General features: G+C 63.2%; 13 protein-coding genes. 7 read left to right on the top strand and 6 right to left on the bottom strand.

Annotated features, from left to right (window positions below; all coding sequences use genetic code 11):
* The first annotated feature begins 247 nt into the window (after window positions 1-247).
* Complete coding sequence (locus U0O11_RS12425) at window positions 248-1,975, top strand: putative bifunctional diguanylate cyclase/phosphodiesterase (protein WP_052384227.1); 1,728 nt, start codon at window positions 248-250, stop codon at window positions 1,973-1,975.
* Window positions 1,976-2,179: 204 nt separating this feature from the next.
* On the opposite strand, the gene U0O11_RS12420 is transcribed toward U0O11_RS12425, so the two are convergent.
* Complete coding sequence (locus U0O11_RS12420; protein ID WP_043331288.1) at window positions 2,180-3,142, bottom strand: LysR family transcriptional regulator; 963 nt, start codon at window positions 3,140-3,142, stop codon at window positions 2,180-2,182.
* Window positions 3,143-3,593: 451 nt separating this feature from the next.
* Here U0O11_RS12420 and U0O11_RS12415 point away from each other — a divergent pair, with 451 nt between their 5' ends.
* The 4 genes from U0O11_RS12415 to U0O11_RS12400 all read left to right on the top strand — a co-directional run bounded on the left by U0O11_RS12415 (window position 3,594) and on the right by U0O11_RS12400 (window position 8,619).
* Complete coding sequence (locus tag U0O11_RS12415; protein WP_215824600.1) at window positions 3,594-4,925, top strand: MATE family efflux transporter; 1,332 nt, start codon at window positions 3,594-3,596, stop codon at window positions 4,923-4,925.
* Window positions 4,926-5,335: 410 nt separating this feature from the next.
* Window positions 5,336-6,595, top strand: coding sequence for a D-amino acid dehydrogenase (locus U0O11_RS12410; protein ID WP_324690347.1), 1,260 nt, complete (start codon window positions 5,336-5,338; stop codon window positions 6,593-6,595).
* A gap of 148 nt (window positions 6,596-6,743) precedes the next feature.
* Entirely contained in the window at window positions 6,744-7,127 is a 384-nt protein-coding gene (locus U0O11_RS12405; protein ID WP_043331285.1) for a RidA family protein, read from the top strand.
* 265 nt (window positions 7,128-7,392) lie between these two features.
* Window positions 7,393-8,619, top strand: coding sequence for a LysR family transcriptional regulator (locus tag U0O11_RS12400; protein WP_324690346.1), 1,227 nt, complete (start codon window positions 7,393-7,395; stop codon window positions 8,617-8,619).
* A 132-nt stretch (window positions 8,620-8,751) separates the two neighbouring features.
* Here the strand turns inward: U0O11_RS12400 and U0O11_RS12395 are convergent, their stop codons facing one another.
* The 3 genes from U0O11_RS12395 to phhA all read right to left on the bottom strand — a co-directional run bounded on the left by U0O11_RS12395 (window position 8,752) and on the right by phhA (window position 11,271).
* The gene (locus U0O11_RS12395) at window positions 8,752-9,945 is read right to left on the bottom strand and encodes an amino acid aminotransferase (RefSeq protein WP_324690344.1); all 1,194 of its coding nucleotides are present in this window, start codon (window positions 9,943-9,945) and stop codon (window positions 8,752-8,754) included.
* Window position 9,946: 1 nt separating this feature from the next.
* Window positions 9,947-10,285, bottom strand: coding sequence for a 4a-hydroxytetrahydrobiopterin dehydratase (locus tag U0O11_RS12390; RefSeq protein WP_054555480.1), 339 nt, complete (start codon window positions 10,283-10,285; stop codon window positions 9,947-9,949).
* An 89-nt stretch (window positions 10,286-10,374) separates the two neighbouring features.
* A complete protein-coding gene (gene phhA, locus U0O11_RS12385) occupies window positions 10,375-11,271 on the bottom strand; it encodes a phenylalanine 4-monooxygenase (protein WP_324690342.1) in 897 nt (298 codons plus the stop codon).
* A gap of 427 nt (window positions 11,272-11,698) precedes the next feature.
* On the opposite strand from phhA, the gene U0O11_RS12380 reads away from it, so the two are divergent.
* The gene (locus tag U0O11_RS12380; RefSeq protein ID WP_043331281.1) at window positions 11,699-13,252 is read left to right on the top strand and encodes a sigma-54-dependent transcriptional regulator; all 1,554 of its coding nucleotides are present in this window, start codon (window positions 11,699-11,701) and stop codon (window positions 13,250-13,252) included.
* A 344-nt stretch (window positions 13,253-13,596) separates the two neighbouring features.
* Window positions 13,597-14,118: a MarR family winged helix-turn-helix transcriptional regulator gene (locus U0O11_RS12375; protein WP_225347027.1), complete on the top strand. Its 522-nt coding sequence runs from the start codon at window positions 13,597-13,599 to the stop codon at window positions 14,116-14,118.
* Window positions 14,119-14,282: 164 nt separating this feature from the next.
* Here the strand turns inward: U0O11_RS12375 and cfa are convergent, their stop codons facing one another.
* Together cfa and U0O11_RS12365 are read right to left on the bottom strand one after the other, a co-directional pair.
* Window positions 14,283-15,461 carry a cyclopropane fatty acyl phospholipid synthase gene (gene cfa, locus U0O11_RS12370; RefSeq protein WP_192837591.1) on the bottom strand — a complete coding sequence of 393 codons (1,179 nt, stop codon included), beginning with the start codon at window positions 15,459-15,461 and terminating at the stop codon, window positions 14,283-14,285.
* A gap of 514 nt (window positions 15,462-15,975) precedes the next feature.
* Window positions 15,976-16,353, bottom strand: coding sequence for a hypothetical protein (locus tag U0O11_RS12365; RefSeq protein WP_043331278.1), 378 nt, complete (start codon window positions 16,351-16,353; stop codon window positions 15,976-15,978).
* Between the last annotated feature and the right edge of the window lie 309 nt (window positions 16,354-16,662).

The raw sequence follows: 16,662 nt of genomic DNA, 5'->3' as shown, positions 1-16,662 counted from the left end.
AGGAGGAGTAGCATGGTCGTCCGGACATTGCCGCATTAGCCATGCGGCCCCGGGCCTTGCGGCAGCCAGCGGCGACAATGAAAGCAGGTGTAAGCAGATAAGCGCGAGAACAGCCGGAAGCGTGAATGACGTGTCATGTCCCGGCGGTGTTGTCCGCGTTGCGCCAGCCAACGGCCAGCATCACTGGCGACAGGCGGCCCTTGCGGGGCATCAAGCCATTTTCCTTATGACTGCAGGTGGAGTGAGCGTGCCTCTCGATATCTTGATCAAATTGCTGTCGTCCATCGAAGAGCCGTTGTGGATTCATGACCGCTTCGGCCAACTCGCCTGGACGTCGCCGCGCGCTCGACAGGAAGACAGGGTGCCGGAGCTGCCATCCCCGTTGCCCAAGCAGCCGGAGCCTTGTGGCATCAGCGGCCAGCCCGGCTTCTGGTTGATGGGCATCACCGGCGAGCTGGGAGAATGGCTGCTGGTGCAGAAGGCCAATCTGCCGTGGCGCATGGCGATCTTCGATGCCGAGTGTCTGGTGGCCAACACCTGTGGCTGGCAGGAGCTGTTCGGCACCGAGCGGCCGCGTCTCGAGCCGGTCAGCGAGCGGCGAGTTCGCCTCAAGGCGCCGTTCTCGGGGCTGGCGGAGGCCCGGGCGGCCGGGGTGGATGACAAGGTCTTGATCGCCCTGCGCCGCCTGCAGCCCATCAACCTGCTGTCGCGCGATCGCTTCAATGCCCAGATCGATGAACTGCTGCTGGAAGAAAGCGTCGACGGCAGCATCGATGGCGGCATCATCTATCTGTCGCTGACCCACCTGGAAATCATCAACTCGGCGCACGGTGCCGAGCGCATCGATCCGCTGCTGGAGCGGGTGGCAGAAGCCATGTCACTGCAGTATCGCGACGCCCTGGTCTGCCGCCCGCTGGGCAACGCCTTCGCGCTGTTCTTCGTCGGGGATGAGGCCAGCCTGATCGCGCGTGCCAACGAGCTGTGCGAAAGGCTGGTGATGCTGATGCGACTGGATGGCAAGGCCCTGCCGGTCACGGCGCGGGTCGGCATCAGTCTGGCACCGCAGCACGCGCGGCGTGCCCATCGCCTGATGCATCTGGCCGAACTCGCCATGTTGCACGGGGAATACGATGACATCGATGTCTGCGGCCCCCTGCATGTGTTCTCGCCCGGCGCGCACATGCAGCACCTCAACGACTATCGCCTGACCAGTGACCTGCGCGAGCATCTCGAAGAGCTGGACCTCGCCTTCCAGCCCCAGTTCGACCTCGCCAGTGGCGAGGCCGTCGGTGTCGAGGTGCTGGTGCGCTGGGATCACCCCGAGCTCGGCACCATCGGGCCGGGTCGCTTCATCCCGCTGGCGGAGCAGTACGGCTTGATCGGCACCGTCGGCGCGCGGGTGATGGACACGGCCCTCTCGGCGACGCGTGATCTGGTGACGCCCAACGGCAAGCCGCTGTCGGTGGCGATCAATGTCTCGGCTCAGGAATTTCGTGACCCCGGCTTCCCCGAGCGCGTCTCGGAGGCTCTGGCGCGCCATGACTTCGCGCCGGAACGCCTGGAGCTGGAGATCACCGAATCCTCACGCGTGCCGGATCTCGATCGCGTCGTGGAGCGACTGACCGGCCTGATCGAACGCGGCGTGCGCCTGGCGATCGATGATTTCGGCACCGGCTTCGCGTCACTGCTCTACGTGCGCGACCTGCGTGCTTGCCGCCTCAAGGTCGATCAGCGCTTCGTCGGTAGCCTTGACCATGATGCCCGCGACCGCGCCATCGTCTCCCACGCGATCTCGCTGGCCGACAGCCTGGGCATGGAGGTGCTGGCGGAGGGCGTCGAGACCGCAGAGCAGGAGCGCCTGCTGGTCGAGATGGGTTGCCATCTGGTGCAGGGCTTCCGCTATGCACGGCCCAAGCGCCTGCCGGAGCTGGTCGAGTGGCTCAAGCGCAAGCCGTCGATCCATCCCTGCCCCTGAGTACTTTTGGAGGGCGCCTGATGAAGAGTTCTGAAGTGAAAGGCGCTTGAAATGAAAGGCGCTTGAAACGAAAGGTGCCTGAAATGAAAACGCCCGCCACGCAGTGACTCTGCATGGCGGGCATTTTCATGGCGAGCATTCGGATCTGGCAGTGGCCGTGGGAGGTGACGGCGTGCGTTCAGACTCGAGAGCCGTGGCGACGTCTCATTCGCTGCAACCGCTACCGTAGCCGTACATGTTCTCGAAGCCCGGGATGCGCTGCTCCCAGACGGGCGGCGTGCCGACGACCTCCTGCAGGCAATCGCTGAAGCGACGCGTCTTCTGCGGCAGGTACTGGCGGTGCGGGTAGACCAGGTGGATCGAAGGCAGTGGCTTCATCGGCACGTTGGTCAACAGCGGCACCAGCTCGCCGTTCAGGATCTCGTCCTTGATGTTGATCGCGGACACCATGCCATAGCAGGCGCCCGACTTGATGGCGCCGATCAGCACGTCGGCATCGTTGACCTTGAGGCGCGAATCCAGCGCCACCTTTTCCTCGACACCGCTCTCGGTGCAGACGCGCAGGCGATCAAGAATGAAGCCATCGCGCGAATACACCGCTGCCGGCAGGCCAGACAGATCGGCGGGGGTCTGGGGCATGCCGTGACGCTCGATGAAGGCCGGCGAGGCACAGATCAGGTGACGGTGTGCAGCCAGCGGACGCGCGATCAGGTTGGAGTCTTCCAGCTCCGACATGCGAATGGCCAGGTCATAACCGCCGCCGATCAGGTCGGTCAGGTGGTCTTCCAGGCGCACTTCCACCTGGGTGTCCGGGTAGCGCTCCATGTAAAGGCGCACGGCCTGGGCGACATAGGTGCGCCCGAAGTGGCTCGGGCTGGTGATCTTCAGGATGCCGCGCGGGCCATCCTGATAGGCGCCGGCCACATCGTCGGTATCTTCCAGCACTTCACGCAGACGCAGTGCGTGCTGATGGATCTCGCGCCCCGCATCCGTCAGGGCCAGCGAGCGAGTCGAGCGATTGAACAGGCGAATCTGCAGTTCTTCTTCCAGACGGCTGATCTGCTTGGAGACCACCGAGCGGTTGACCTGACGATGGTCAGCCGCCTTGGAAAAACTCTGTGCTTCTACCACATCGAGAAACAGCAACAAACGGGATGCTTTATCCACGGTCTGACCTCTCGTGATGCCATGGGGAGGGGAACACTCTGCCAGCCATCCGTGAGGCAGTCAGTGCATATAAAGCGACGGTCCAACTTCGGTAGCAGTCGATAATCGGTGACATTGCATGGGTCATCATCACGAATCCAGGTGACGGAAATCCCTGACAAGGTGAGTTTATCACGGTCACTGTTTCCTCTAATACCACGCATCAACGCGTTTCTCGCTCTTCCTGTTGCCGACAATGCATCAAAGACATGTCCCACTGAGCCTATCTGGGGTCCGGCGAAATCCCTAGAATCATCCCTCCAGCGTCACGGAAGTGTTCCGACGCCTTTACCTCCATCCAACCAGCCATGCTCGACATGCTGGGAGTGAGTTCATGTCTTCTTCTATGTCCACCGACGCCTCTGCAACATCGACCCCGCCAACGTCGGAAACGCCGACGACGCGTGAGCTGATGTCACGCCTGTGGCGCAGCACCTTGCCGATGACACTCGGCATCATGGGATTGCTGGGCTTCAACCTGGTCGATGCCGCCTTCGTCTCGCACCTGGGCACCGCGCCACTGGCCGCGCAATCCTTCACCTTCCCGCTGACCTTTCTGATCATCGGGGTGCAGGTCGGCATGGGCATCGCGATCGCCGCGATCGTCTCGCGGACCCTGGGCGCCGAGGATGAGGCGCGTGCCCGGCGTCTGGGAGGTGTGGTGCTGCTGGGGTCCGGTGTGTTGATGGCACTGCTGATGCTGCTGTTGTGGGTCATCCGGGTGCCGGCCTTCGAGTTGCTGGGGGCCAATGCCACTGAAATGACGCTGATCGAGGTCTATTGGGGCCCATCGCTGATCGCCAGCTGGCTGGGGGCCATGGCCTATGTGCTCTACAGCCTGTTCCGCGCCCACGGCGACACGCGTCTGCCGGGCGAGATGATGCTGCTGACCAGTGTCTTCAACCTGGTGCTGGACCCGCTGCTGATCTTCGGCGCGGGGCCGCTGCCCGGCTTCGGTCTGGCGGGGGCTGCCTGGGCGACCGTACTCTCCTTCGGGGCCGGGCTTGCCATCACGGCATTCAAGCTCTCACGCCGTGACTGGATGGAATATCGCGGCCTGTGGGCCGAATGGCAGGCCTCGCGCCGCCAGCTGGCGGGAATCGCGATACCCGCGATTCTGTGCCAGATGATGCCGGCACTCTCCGCGATGCTGGTCACCGCCATCGTCGCGGGGCTGGGCCAGACGGAGGTGGCCGCCTGGGGGATCGCCTCACGCCTGGAAACCTTCTCGCTGATCGTGGTGCTGGCCCTGACCATGTCGCTGCCGCCGTGGCTGGGGCGCTGCTATGGCGCCGGCCGTTGGCAGGAAATTCGCCGCCTGATGAACCTGGCAGCCCGTGTGGTGGTGATCTGGCAGCTGGTGCTGGGCATCATCGCCGCAGTGCTGGCGACACCGCTGGCCTATGTGCTGGTGGGCAGTGACGAGGTCTCGGCGGCACTGGCGGTCCTGCTGCCGTGGATGTTGCCCAGCTACTCCTTCCTCGGCATCTGCATGCTGGTCGTGTCGGCTGCCAACGCGCTGGGGTGGCCGCTGCGTGCCACGGCGTTGTCCTTCGTGCGGCTCTTCATCTGCTTCATGCCGGCGGTATGGCTGGGAGCACATCTGGATGGGCTGCGCGGTGTCGCCATCGGCTCGGCGATCGGCAACCTGCTGGCGGGTGTGGTGGCATGGCGCGTCTATCGTCAGGCCCTGGGCGACCGTGGCAAGTCAGTGCGTCGCCATGCCTATGTCGCGACGACCTGATCGCCCGGGCCTTCATGGCGTCCAGCACGAGCGCTCCCTCGAGATGTCAGGCGCCATTCAGAAGATTGTGCCTAGAAGACCCTACTGGAGACCCTGCCAGTAGACCTTGCCAGAAGCCCCGTCAGCAGTCCCGCTGAGAAGCACCGAAAGCGGCCATTCCAAAAATGGCCGCTTTTTTGTTTTTTATCACTGCCATCATGCGAAAATTACCTGCTTATTTTCTGATATAGGGTCTCATAACAGAATATTAACCGTGGTTTGCGCCTCTATACTGGATGCATTCAGGCCAAGTCACTGTGAGTCGCCTTGTCGACCGGTGCCGGCCTTCATCGTCTTTATTCGCTGCCGAGTGCGCGAATACGCCTGTCATTTGCCGTGGGGCGCGGCTTGCAGTCATGGGGTAGGCCAACATGAAGATTCTTGTACTCGGTAGCGGCGTCGTCGGTGTCACCAGTGCCTATTATCTGGCGCGTCAGGGGCATGAGGTCACTGTCGTCGATCGTCAGGCCAGCCCGGCGATGGAAACCAGCTACGGCAACGCCGGTCAGGTCTCCTTCGGCTTCTCCTCGCCGTGGGCGGCGCCGGGCATTCCGCAGAAAGCCGTCAAGTGGATGTTCCAGGAGCATGCGCCGCTCAAGATCCAGCCGCGCATGGACCCGCAGATGGCCAAGTTCATGGTCAAGATGTTCGCCAACTGCAACGCCGACCGCTATGCCGTCAACAAGGAGCGCATGGTGCGTGTCTCCGAGTACAGCCGCGCCTGCATCAACGCCCTGCGCGAAGAGACCGGACTGCGTTACGAAGACCGTCAGAAGGGGCTGTTGCAGCTGTTTCGTACCCAGGCGCAGGTCGATGCCGTGCAGAGCGACATGAAGGTGCTGGCGGGCTGTGGCGTGCGCCATCAGCTGCTCGACGCCGACGCCTGCGCCACGGTGGAGCCGGCACTGACCCGCGTGCCGGGCAAGTTCATCGCCGGCCTGCACCTGCCGGATGACCAGACCGGTGATTGCCATCTGTTTACCAACCGGCTGGCGGATTACTGCCGCGACACCCTGGGCGTCAATTTCGTCTTCAATACCACCATTCAGCGCATCCAGCGCAGCGGCAGCCGCATCGAGAAGGTCATCACCGACCGTGGCGAGATGAGCGCAGACAGCTACGTGATGTGTCTGGGCAGCTACTCGCCGTTCCTGGCGCGTGATCTGGAGCTGGACCTGCCGATCTATCCGGTCAAGGGCTACAGCCTGACCGTGCCGATCATCAATGCCGATGCCGCACCGCAGTCCACCGTGATGGACGAGACCTTCAAGGTCGCGCTGACGCGCTTCGATGACCGCATTCGCGTCGGTGGCACCGCCGAGCTGGCCTCGTTCGATCTTTCCTTGATCGAGAAGCGCCGTGCGACCATCAACATGGTGGTGCGTGATGTGTTCCCGGAAGCCGGTGACTATGCGCGGGCGGAATTCTGGGCCGGCCTGCGTCCGATGACGCCGGATTCCACGCCGATCATCGGTGGCACCAAGTATGACAATCTGTGGTTGAACACTGGACACGGCACCCTGGGCTGGACCATGAGCTGCGGCAGTGCGAGTCTGTTGGCGGACCTGGTGGATGGTCGCAAGCCCACCATCGACCCCAACGGTCTCAGTCTTGGTCGCTACGCTGCCTGATGCTCGGCGCAGTGTCTGTATCTGTGACAGTGTCTGTATCTGTGTAAGTGTCAGTGGCTGGGCCAGGGTCTGCCAGGCAGTGCGTACTGCCGTGTAGTCGTCTTTTTTCGAGTGTCTCTCCGTCAACTGATTGAACAAGGAATTGCGCATGACCAAGCAGATTATCTCTACCGAGTCCGCACCGGCTGCCATCGGCCCGTATTCCCAGGCGGTGCGCACGGGTAATCTGGTGTTCCTGTCCGGCCAGATCCCGCTGGACCCGGCGACCATGGAAGTGGTGGAAGGCGGTTTTGAAGCCCAGGCAGACCAGGTATTCCGCAATCTCAAGGCGGTGTGTGAGGCCTCCGGTGGCAGCCTGGATCAACTGGTCAAGGTCAATCTGTTCCTGACCGATCTCAGCAACTTCGCCGTGGTCAACACGCTGATGGAGCAGTACTTCAGCCAGCCGTATCCGGCGCGTGCGGCCGTCGGCGTCAAGGAGCTGCCCAAGGGCGTGCTGTTTGAAGCAGAAGGTGTACTGGCACTCTCCTGATCGCTCGTCGATTGTCGGTCTTAACGAGCGGCCGCTCTGAACCAGTGGCCGCTCTGAACGAACAACTGGCGTGAATCGATGCCTTGTCTCTCACTCCCCTCGCTGATTCATCAGCGGGGGGAGTGTCGTTTCAGGGGGTCGTGACGTCCTCTAGGCAGCTTGAGCGTGACATTTGGCGCCAGCATGATTAGCGTAAGGCTAAATAAGCCAGCGCCCAGCGCTGACTCTCGGAGCATCGCGGACGAACCCTTCAAGGAGCAACACCATGGCGCAGTCAGACACAGGCACCCGTGAACCCGGCATACGGCTGCGTCAGCTGGAAATGCTGTGGGCGGTGATCGAGTGTGGCTCGATGAAAGGCGGTGCCGCACAACTGGGGATCAGCGTGCCGGTGGTCTCGCGGGGCTTGGCACAACTCGAGCAGACGCTGGGCTATTCGTTGTTTCTGCGCGAGGGCGGCAAGCTGGTACCGACCCCGGAAGCCGAGCGCCTGACGCCATCACTCGCCCGGATGTTCAGCGCTCAATCCGAGCTCAGGAGACTGGCCTTCGGGCCGGGCAGCGGCAAGCGTCCGCGTCTCGTGCTGGCGGTCACGCCTGGTCTGGAGGCCTTCAGTGCCGGTTGGCTGACACGCATCGCGGCCAGTGAAGCCTTGAGTGAGTGGCTGCCAAGCCTGGAAGTGCTCGAGGTGTCACAGCATGATCTCGCCATCCGCGAGGGGCGGGTCGCGATGGCGGTGAGCCTGGAAGCCCCGCCGGAGCCACAGGGCGGCAAGCGTGCCAAGACGGCGGCGGCACGCGCCCGCGAGCTCAAGGCCAGCCTGCGTCAGCGTGCGCGCGAGGAGACGACACTCATCGAAGGCGATGACGACGAGGCAAAGCCTACCGCCAAGGCCGCCATGCCCGAGCTGGGGGATACGCCGGAGTTGCCGTTTGACGTCGAGGATGATGCGCACAATGCCGAAGGGACCGCTTCCCGGAGCGGGACAAGTGAAGAGGCCAGTGACGAGGCGCACGCCGAGGCACCGCCCGCGCTGAAGCTACCCTTGATGTTGCTGTGGCCCTCACGCTGGCCGCTGCTGGACAAGCCGCTGACCCTTGCACGCCTCAATGAACGCCCCTTCGTCGACCTGCCGGAAACCAGCAGTCAGGGGCGCTTGATTCGTGGACTGCTCAAGCGTGAGCGCGTGACGCCGGCGAGTCTGCTGGAAGTCGCTACGCCGGCCAGCGCCGGGCGTCTGACACGCGCGGGCAGTGCCGCCACCATCATTGATGCGTTGTCGGCGCTGCAGGTGCTCGAGGATGCCAGAGGCGACCTGATCGGCCTGCCGCTCTCGATGCGCAGCGAGCGCTATCTGGAGCTCAAGTGGCAGTTGCCGACGGCCGAGGAAGGGGAATCGCTGCACGCGGTGCAGGCCCTGCTGATCAGCCTGCTCGAAGAGGAGGTGGCGGCGAGTCTTGCTCGCTTGCCGCTGGCGGACGAGGAAGGCTGATGGTGCAGGCGCCTGGCGGAAGCCTTGCCTCAGAGTAGAGAGCAGACCAGACAGCAAGTCAGACAACCGACCATTAAAAAACCCCGCCGATTGGCGGGGTTTTCTTGTCTTCACGACAGCGCTCGCTCGGGCTCAGCCCTTGACGACGGTCGCGATGGCCTTGGCCACGTAGGGCAGGTTCTCGGTGGAGAAGCCGGCCACGTTGGCACGCCCGGAGCGCACCATGTAGATGCCGAACTCGTCACGCAGGCGATCGACCTGTTCCGGCGAAAGGCCGGTGTAGGAGAACATGCCACGCTGTTCGGCGATGAAGGCGAACTGCTCGTCCAGACCATACGGCTTGAGCGCCTCGACGAAGTCACGACGCAGGCCGTTGATGCGCTCACGCATCTCGGTCAGCTCGCTTTGCCACTCGCTGCGCAGGGTGTCGTCCTCGAGGATGTCGATGACCACCGCACCGCCATGTGCCGGCGGGTTGGAGTAGTTCTCGCGCGCGGTGATCGCGGCCTGGGAGCGCACGTCGAGCATTCTCTCCTCGTCCTTGGCGATCAGGATCAGGCAGCCGGTGCGCTCGCAGTAGATGCCGAAGTTCTTGGAGCAGGAGCTGGTGATGATGGCTTCATCGACGTTCTCGGCCAGCAGGCGCACGCCGTAGGCGTCTTCTTCCAGGCCGTCACCGAAGCCCTGGTAGGCGAAGTCGATCAGCGGCAGCAGCTTGCGCGCCTGGACGACTTCCAGCACCTGGTCCCACTGCTCGCGGCTCAGATCGAAACCGGTCGGGTTGTGGCAGCAGGCGTGCAGCAGCACCACGTCACCTTCCGGGATGGTCTTGAGCGTCGCCAGCATGCCATCGAAGTCGAGACGGTTGTTCTCGTCGACATACGGGTAGCTGTGGCGCGTCACGCCAGCGGCGTCGAAGATGCCCAGGTGGTTCGGCCAGGTCGGGGTGGACAGCCAGATATCACGGCCCTTGAGGTTGCTGGCGATGAAGTCCGCGGCCAGACGCAGGGCACCGGTACCGCCGGGCGCCTGGGTGGCGCTGGCGCGATTGGCGGCCAGCACCGGCGACTCGGCGCCCAGCACCATCGGCAGCACGACCTTGCCGAAGCGCGGGTCGCCGTGAGAACCGATGTAGGTCTTGGTGGCCTCGTTCTCGACCAGGCGGCTCTCGGCCTGCTTGACCGCACGCATGACCGGCGTATTGCCGTTGGCATCGCGATAGACGCCCACGCCGAGGTCGACCTTCTGCGGGTTGGTGTCCTTGTTGAAGGCTTCGATCAGGCCGAGGATGGCATCCCCGGGTACACGCGCAATCTGCTCGAACATCTTATTTCGCTACCTCGTCGGTTCTGGCGGCCATGATGAAATCGTTCTTGTGCAGACCCTTCATCTCGTGGGACCACCAGGTCACGGTGACCTTGCCCCACTCGGTGAGAAGTGCCGGGTGGTGCCCGACTTCCTCGGCAATCTCGCCTACGCGATTGGTGAATGCCAGTGCCTGCTTGAAGTTGCGGAACGTGAAGCACCGTTCCAGTTGCATGATGCCATCGCGATTGAGCAACTGCCACTCGGGAATGGCGGTCTTGAGCGTCTCGATGTCGCTATCGCTGACCTTGGGCGCATCGAAGCTGCAGGCTTCACAGGACTGTCTGGCGAGTTCGGTCATGTCACTATCTCCGGCTTGAGGAAAGAGGGGGCTGGTGAAAAGGCGTATCCCTTGGGGCAAGGACGTCTGTGCGATCAGCGCCGGTGCGATCAATGTCTGTGCGAACAACGTGGTGGGAAGCGCGGCGTCTTGAGGCCGAGAGCCATCGCCTCGTGGACCAGCGCCATGATGTCGCGACTGGCGAGTTCATGCAGGTCGTCCAGTGACTCAAGGACATAGTAGAGCGGCTGCAGGATGTCGATGCGATACGGGGTGCGCAGTGCCTCGACGGCATCGAAGGGCAGATGCGCGGGGCGCTCGAGACTCTCCGCAAGCTCACCCAGGGCATAGCGGGTCTCGCGCGGCGAGGAGATGATGCCGCCGCCGTAGAGGCGTAGCGCACGACTGCCATCGGGTTGAGTCTCGCGCAGCATGCCGAATTCCACCGTCATCCAGTAGAGGCGGGCCAGATAGACGCGCTCTTCCTTGCTGGCGGCGAGACCGAGGCGTCCGTAGGTGGCGGTGAACTCGGCGAAGGCGGGGTGGGTGAGCATCGGGCAGTGGCCGAAGATCTCGTGGAAGATGTCCGGCTCCTGCAGGTAGTCGAGTTCTTCCGGGGAGCGGATGAAGGTGGCGACCGGGAAGCGCCGCTCGGCGAGCAGCTCGAAGAAGCGCGTGAAGGGGATCAAGGCCGGCACGCGAGCGGTTCGCCAGCCGGTGGCGGCCTCGAGGACACGATCGATCTCGCCAAGCTGGGGGATGCGGTCCTCCGGCAGGGCAAGGCGCTCGAGCCCTTGCCGATACTCGCGGCAGACGCGCCCCTCGACCAGCGCCATCTGGCGCGCCATCAATGTCTGCCAGGTGGCGTTTTCCTGATCGCTGTAATGGATCCGGCCCCGGGCATCCGGCTCATGGGCCACGTAGCGGGTGCCCTTGGCCTTGGTTTGCGAGCCGGGCTGAGTTTCCTGGGATGTCTGTGGCCAATGACGACCCTGCGGTGCGTTCATGCAACCTCCCCAACCAGATGGCGGCGCTGCCGAGCAGGCTGCCGTGTTGTCATTATGGCGTACATGCCAGTCCTTGCATGTCGATGACAACGCTAGGCCTTGTCGGGTGGCGTTGACCAGTGGTCAGGCGTGGCTCTGCGCCGCAGATAACGCTGCGATGGCGCGTGTCTTGTCACATAATTGTGACACTGGAGCGGTAATCGGGCGCATCCTGTGCCATTCGGGCGTTCGTGCACTGCTGTGTCGCCGTCTTTTGTAAGGAATGCTTTACGACGTTTTTGATAACGCTTACGTTAACGTCACTCAGCCGCCCGTCGCCAAGCTGTCCGTCGCCAAGCCGCCCGTCACTCGAGCGGTGCCGCCAGGCCGGTGACACCATTTCGATGACAATGCCAACAAGAATTCCAACGACAATGCCGAGAACGCCATGCGCCTCAAACTGACCTGCCAGAATCGAATCGGGATTCTGCGCGATATCCTGGCCCCCTTTGCCGATTACGGCCTCAACGTGCTGCGCGGTGAGGTCGGCGGGGAGGCCAACAACTCCATCTATCTGCATGTGCCCAACATGCTGCGCATGCAGCTCTCGACCCTGAAGCCGACCCTTGAGGAGATACCCGGGGTCTTCAAGGTCAGTCGCGTCAGCCTGATGCCCACCGAGCGACGCCATCTGGAGCTCAATGCACTGCTGTCATCGCTGTCAGACCCGGTGATGTCCATCGACATGGATGGGCGCGTGGTGGCGGCCAATCGCGCGGCGGGCAAGTTGCTCGGGGTGCGCATCGATGAGGTGCCGGGGCTGGCGCTGACGCGTCACGTCCAGGATGTCGATCTGCCGGAACTGATCCGGCGCAACAATGCCCGCGTCAATGGCCTGCGCCTGCGGGTAGGGGAGGAGACCTTCCTCGCCGATATCGCGCCACTGCATACCGAGAACGAGGATGTCGCCTCGCTGGCGGGCGCCGTGGTCACCCTGCATCGTGCAGACCGACTGGGCTCGCGTATCTATCAGATTCAGCGCACCGAGGTGCGCGGCTTCGAAGCGATATTCCAGGCGAGCCGTCAGCTGTCGGCGGTGGTCAAGGAGGCTCGCCGCATGGCACCGCTGGATGCGCCGCTCCTGATCGAGGGCGAGACCGGCACCGGCAAGGAGCTGCTGGCGCGGGCCTGCCACCTGGCAAGCCCCCGCGGTCAGGCTCCCTTCATGGCGCTCAATTGCGCGGGGCTGCCGGAGTCGATGGCCGAGACGGAGCTGTTCGGTTATGCCCCGGGCGCCTTCGAGGGCGCACGGCCGGAGGGCAAGCTGGGCCTGCTGGAGCTGACCAGCGGCGGCACCATCTTCCTGGATGAGGTCGGCGAGATGAGTCCGCGCATGCAGGTCAAGCTGCTGCGCTTTTTGCAGGACGGCGGTTTCCGGCGCGTCGGCAGCGATGAGGAAACCTTCCTCGATGTGCGCGTGATCTGCGCCACTCAACAGGACCTGCCGGCACTGTGCAGCGAAGGGCGCTTCCGCCACGATCTCTTCCATCGCCTCAATGTGCTGTGTGTGCAGATACCGCCGCTCAGGGAATGTCTGGATGGGCTCGAGGAGCTGGCGCGGCATTTCCTCGAGCGGGCGGTGCGTCAGATCGGCGCTCGCGTACGGGATATCTCGCCCGAGGCCATGGCGCGCCTGCAGGGCTATCACTGGCCGGGCAACGTGCGTCAGCTGGAGAACGTGCTGTTCCAGGCCGTCTCGCTGTGCGATGGCGAGGTGATCGAGGCGCAGCATCTGCGCCTGACCGGTGAGGCGCGTGATGAGGGGCTCGACAACATCGACCTGACCGGCAGTCTGGGCGATATCCATGACGAGGTCGAACGGCGCATCCTGGCGCATCTCTATCCCGAGTACCCGTCCAGCCGATTGCTGGCCAAGCGTCTGGGGGTCTCGCATACCACCATCGCCAACAAGCTCAAGCGTCACGGCATCGCGCAGGAATGACCCGCGGCGCAGGTGATGACGGGAGAGAAAAGACAACAGGGCGAGAGCAAAGCAGACGAGCCGCAAAAGAAGAAAGAGGAGAAGGGGAAGATAAGTCAGAAGACAGGCAAGAAGACAGAGACGCAGAGGCGCTTGAATGCGTGTTTGAATATCGGAATTGGTGAATTGTTTTGCTCGCTAATAAAGGGTATGATTCTCATATTGTTAGCAAGCTAATATAGATGGCGTCTGATATCGCCGGCAACAGCCGCCCTGACGCCGCACCAATCAAGGCTCTCGTGGGTCTTCCGCTCAGTACCGATGAGGGGGAGTGTCATGGGAGCCTTCATGTCGAGAGATGATACATGAACGCACATTCTTCGGGGACGGATTCGACACAGGAAATTCCGTTTCACGAGCAGATCAAGCCCTCGCTGGGTGGCCAGGTCGGTCGGGTCCACCGTCTATGGCGCACCGCCATCACCAGCGCGGTGCGTAGCCTGGACATGACGGAATCGCGCTGGACGGTCATGGTTCATCTGGAAAAGCTCGGCGAGGGCTGTACCCAACAGATGCTGGCCAGTGAGCTGGGCATCGAGATGCCGTCGCTGACGCGCACCCTCAACCAGCTCGAGGCTCAGCAGCTGATTGCGCGTGTGCCGCACGAGACCGACAAGCGGGCGCGCTGCCTGTGGTTCACCGAGCAAGGCCGCCAATGCCTGACCCAGTTGACGGAGCGCATCGAGCGAGTGCGTGCCGAGCTGTACGTCGGCTTCGATGACGAAGCACTCAATGCCTTCGCCCGCACCCTGCTCCAGTTCGAAGACAATGCCAGTGCCAGCATCGCGCGCTCCCAGGCCGAATATCAGCGGAGTCGCCAGGGGTGACATCCGATCAGCGCTTTCGGCGCTGGGTGCGGTCTGCATCGCGATGCTGTTGATCTACCTGATGCATGCGCTGCTCAATCGTTTCGCGGCGACGCGCCTGATTCGCCCCGCCGCTTGAGACAGTCGTTCCCGGTCGAGACTGCCGGCGCCCCGCAGGCGGTGGATCAGCGTGGCGCGTCGTAGCGCCCTGCGGTGCCGTGGGTGAACACCACCTGCCACAGCTGCAGCTGGCGGGCGCGGAAGGCGCCGGCGCAGGCGCCGAGATAGTACTCGAACATGCGCTTGTCGCGCGGTGAATAGGTATCGGCCAGCTCATGCCAGTGCTGGTCGAGATTGGCGCGCCACGCCATCAATGTCGGGTCGTAGTCGGCGCCGAAGTTGTGCCAGTCCTCCATCACCAGATGCGCTTCGCTGGCGCGTACCAGCTGGCTGGCGCTGGGCAGCACGCCATTGGGGAAGATATAGCGGTTGACCCAGGGGTCGGCCGAGATATCGCTCTGGTTGGAGCCGATGGTATGCAGCACGAAGCGTCCGCCGGGGCGCAGCAGGTGCGCGGCATGGGCAAAGTAAGTAGCGTAGTTCTTGTGGCCGACATGCTCGAACATGCCAATCGAGGCGATGGCATCAAAGCTGCCCACCGTGCGCCGGAAGTCAGGGTCGCGATAGTCCTTGAGCAGGATTTCCACCGGTAGCCCTGCGCAATGCTCACGCGCCAGCGCGGCCTGCTCGGCGGAGATGGTGATGCCGACCACCTCCACGCCGTAATGGCGCGCGGCGTAGGCGGCAAGGCTCCCCCAGCCACAGCCGATATCCAGCAACCGCATGCCGGGCGCCAGCCCCAGCTTGCGACACACCAGATCCAGCTTGGCCTGTTGCGCCTTGCCCAGGTTCTCCGCACTCACCGGCAGGTCTTTCCAGTAGCCGCAGCTGTAGCACAGGGTGTCATCCAGCATGCGCGTGAAGAGGTCATTGCCGAAGTCATAATGCACCTTGCCGACCACGCCGGCGCGGCGGCGACTCTGCAGATTGATCACTCCGGCCTGCAGGCGATAGGCGATGCGCTCGCTGGTGGTGTGGGCGCGGCTGCCCAGGCCATGTCGCAGCAGGCGACAGATCATCTCGTCGATCTGCTCACAGTCCCACCAGCCTTCCATATAAGCCTCGCCCAGTCCCAGGCTGCCTTGCTGCAGTACCCGCCGGAACAGGTCCGGATGGCGAACGCGAATGTCCCAGGGATCAGGCCCATTGAGCCTGACGCCGGAACCTGCCAGCAGATGTTCGACGGTGCGTCGATGACGGGTGTCGGGGAGTGCAACGGGGGCCAGGCGTTGTTCGATACTCATGGAAAAGCCTCCTTGACGGCGCGCGGGCGCAGAGAGTCCTGATGGGTTCGTCATGGCGTATGGCAGTGATCGACAGCCCTCGGGCGATAGGGCTGTCGAACGTCTCGCATGGCAATGCGCGAGCTTCATGCTGCGAGGTGCATGCAGCGAGGTTGCAGGGTCAGCATCCGAGTCGCCACTGGCGTGCCACCCGGGCGGCGGGGGCTCTCTCTTCACCAGTTCCACATGGCGATCAGGGGCAGCGCTGGGACAGCTTTCGTCTCAGCATAGTCAAGAGTCGTCTAATGCGGTGACGCAATTGACTGATTTGTGGGGCAACCGATGGTTGCGCCCTCGGAACTCAAGTGCCGCAGTGCCGGTTTCCCTGGCTTATCGCCTGGTGTCGGAACGCAAGAAAGCCGCCCCTGGGGGCGGCTTTCTGACGGATGCTGCGCTTTCGCTTTCGCCGTCGTTGCGACTTTCGCTTTCGCGTTCGAGCGCGCTGTCAGGTCACGCTACCTGACGGGGGAACGCCTCAGCGGCAGCGCACGGTCCAGACGACCTTGTAGCCTTCGCCTTCATGGGTGGCGGCAGCCATTTCGGTGTCTTCATTGACGGTGCCACCTTCCAGCTGGTCATTGCCATCGGCGGCCTTGGCGGTGGCGTCGTGCGGGCCGAAGACGCGCGAATCGAGCACATCGTACTTGTCGCGGTCCTGCTCTTCACACACCTCGAGCGCGCGTTCCTTGACCTGTGCGATGGCATCATCGCGGTCTTCATCGACGGCGCTGACTTCATAGCGCGTGTCCTGCTTCTCGATCACGCTGGTGTTGCCGCAACCGGCGATGAAGGCGGAGCCGACGAGGGCCAGGGTCATGCAGGAATTGCGCAGGGCGTTGGATGTCAGGGTCATGATCTCTCCTTGAAGTGTCTTTCAGAGCCGCCGTAAGCGGGCTCGGGTCGCAATGTCTGTCGTCAAGATGACGCTGACATCAGTACTGGGGGGTATGGGCGCGTGCTTCAAGTGTCGAGATGCATCGACGCTGACTGTCGCCTGCCGCCAACAGCAGAGGCGCGAGGGCACTGGCGAGTGGGCTTGCGGGCAACCGAAGTGACACTTTGGTCGTGAACTGTCTCATTTAGGCATGTCGATGCCTCATCTGGACAGCCAACCTGTGACAACTGACCTAGTCTGCATAAGCCCTACCGGTTGGACGCCACC

It is taken from the genome of Cobetia sp. D5 (genome assembly GCF_035666195.1).
In the GTDB taxonomy this organism is placed as follows: Bacteria; Pseudomonadota; Gammaproteobacteria; order Pseudomonadales; family Halomonadaceae; genus Cobetia; species Cobetia amphilecti.
Note: the sequence above shows the minus strand (reverse complement) of the source record. Positions and strands in the feature narration are given on the sequence as shown.

Bases quoted from the DNA above. Each gene is read 5' to 3' on its own strand.
- U0O11_RS12415 (WP_215824600.1), top strand. From the start codon at position 3,594: ATGTCACGCCTGTGGCGCAGCACCTTGCCGATGACACTCGGCATCATG.
- U0O11_RS12410 (WP_324690347.1), top strand. From the start codon at position 5,336: ATGAAGATTCTTGTACTCGGTAGCGGCGTCGTCGGTGTCACCAGTGCC.
- U0O11_RS12405 (WP_043331285.1), top strand. From the start codon at position 6,744: ATGACCAAGCAGATTATCTCTACCGAGTCCGCACCGGCTGCCATCGGC.
- U0O11_RS12400 (WP_324690346.1), top strand. From the start codon at position 7,393: ATGGCGCAGTCAGACACAGGCACCCGTGAACCCGGCATACGGCTGCGT.
- U0O11_RS12395 (WP_324690344.1), bottom strand. From the start codon at position 9,945: ATGTTCGAGCAGATTGCGCGTGTACCCGGGGATGCCATCCTCGGCCTG.
- U0O11_RS12390 (WP_054555480.1), bottom strand. From the start codon at position 10,285: ATGACCGAACTCGCCAGACAGTCCTGTGAAGCCTGCAGCTTCGATGCG.
- phhA (WP_324690342.1), bottom strand. From the start codon at position 11,271: ATGAACGCACCGCAGGGTCGTCATTGGCCACAGACATCCCAGGAAACT.
- U0O11_RS12380 (WP_043331281.1), top strand. From the start codon at position 11,699: ATGCGCCTCAAACTGACCTGCCAGAATCGAATCGGGATTCTGCGCGAT.
- U0O11_RS12375 (WP_225347027.1), top strand. From the start codon at position 13,597: ATGAACGCACATTCTTCGGGGACGGATTCGACACAGGAAATTCCGTTT.
- cfa (WP_192837591.1), bottom strand. From the start codon at position 15,461: ATGAGTATCGAACAACGCCTGGCCCCCGTTGCACTCCCCGACACCCGT.
- U0O11_RS12365 (WP_043331278.1), bottom strand. From the start codon at position 16,353: ATGACCCTGACATCCAACGCCCTGCGCAATTCCTGCATGACCCTGGCC.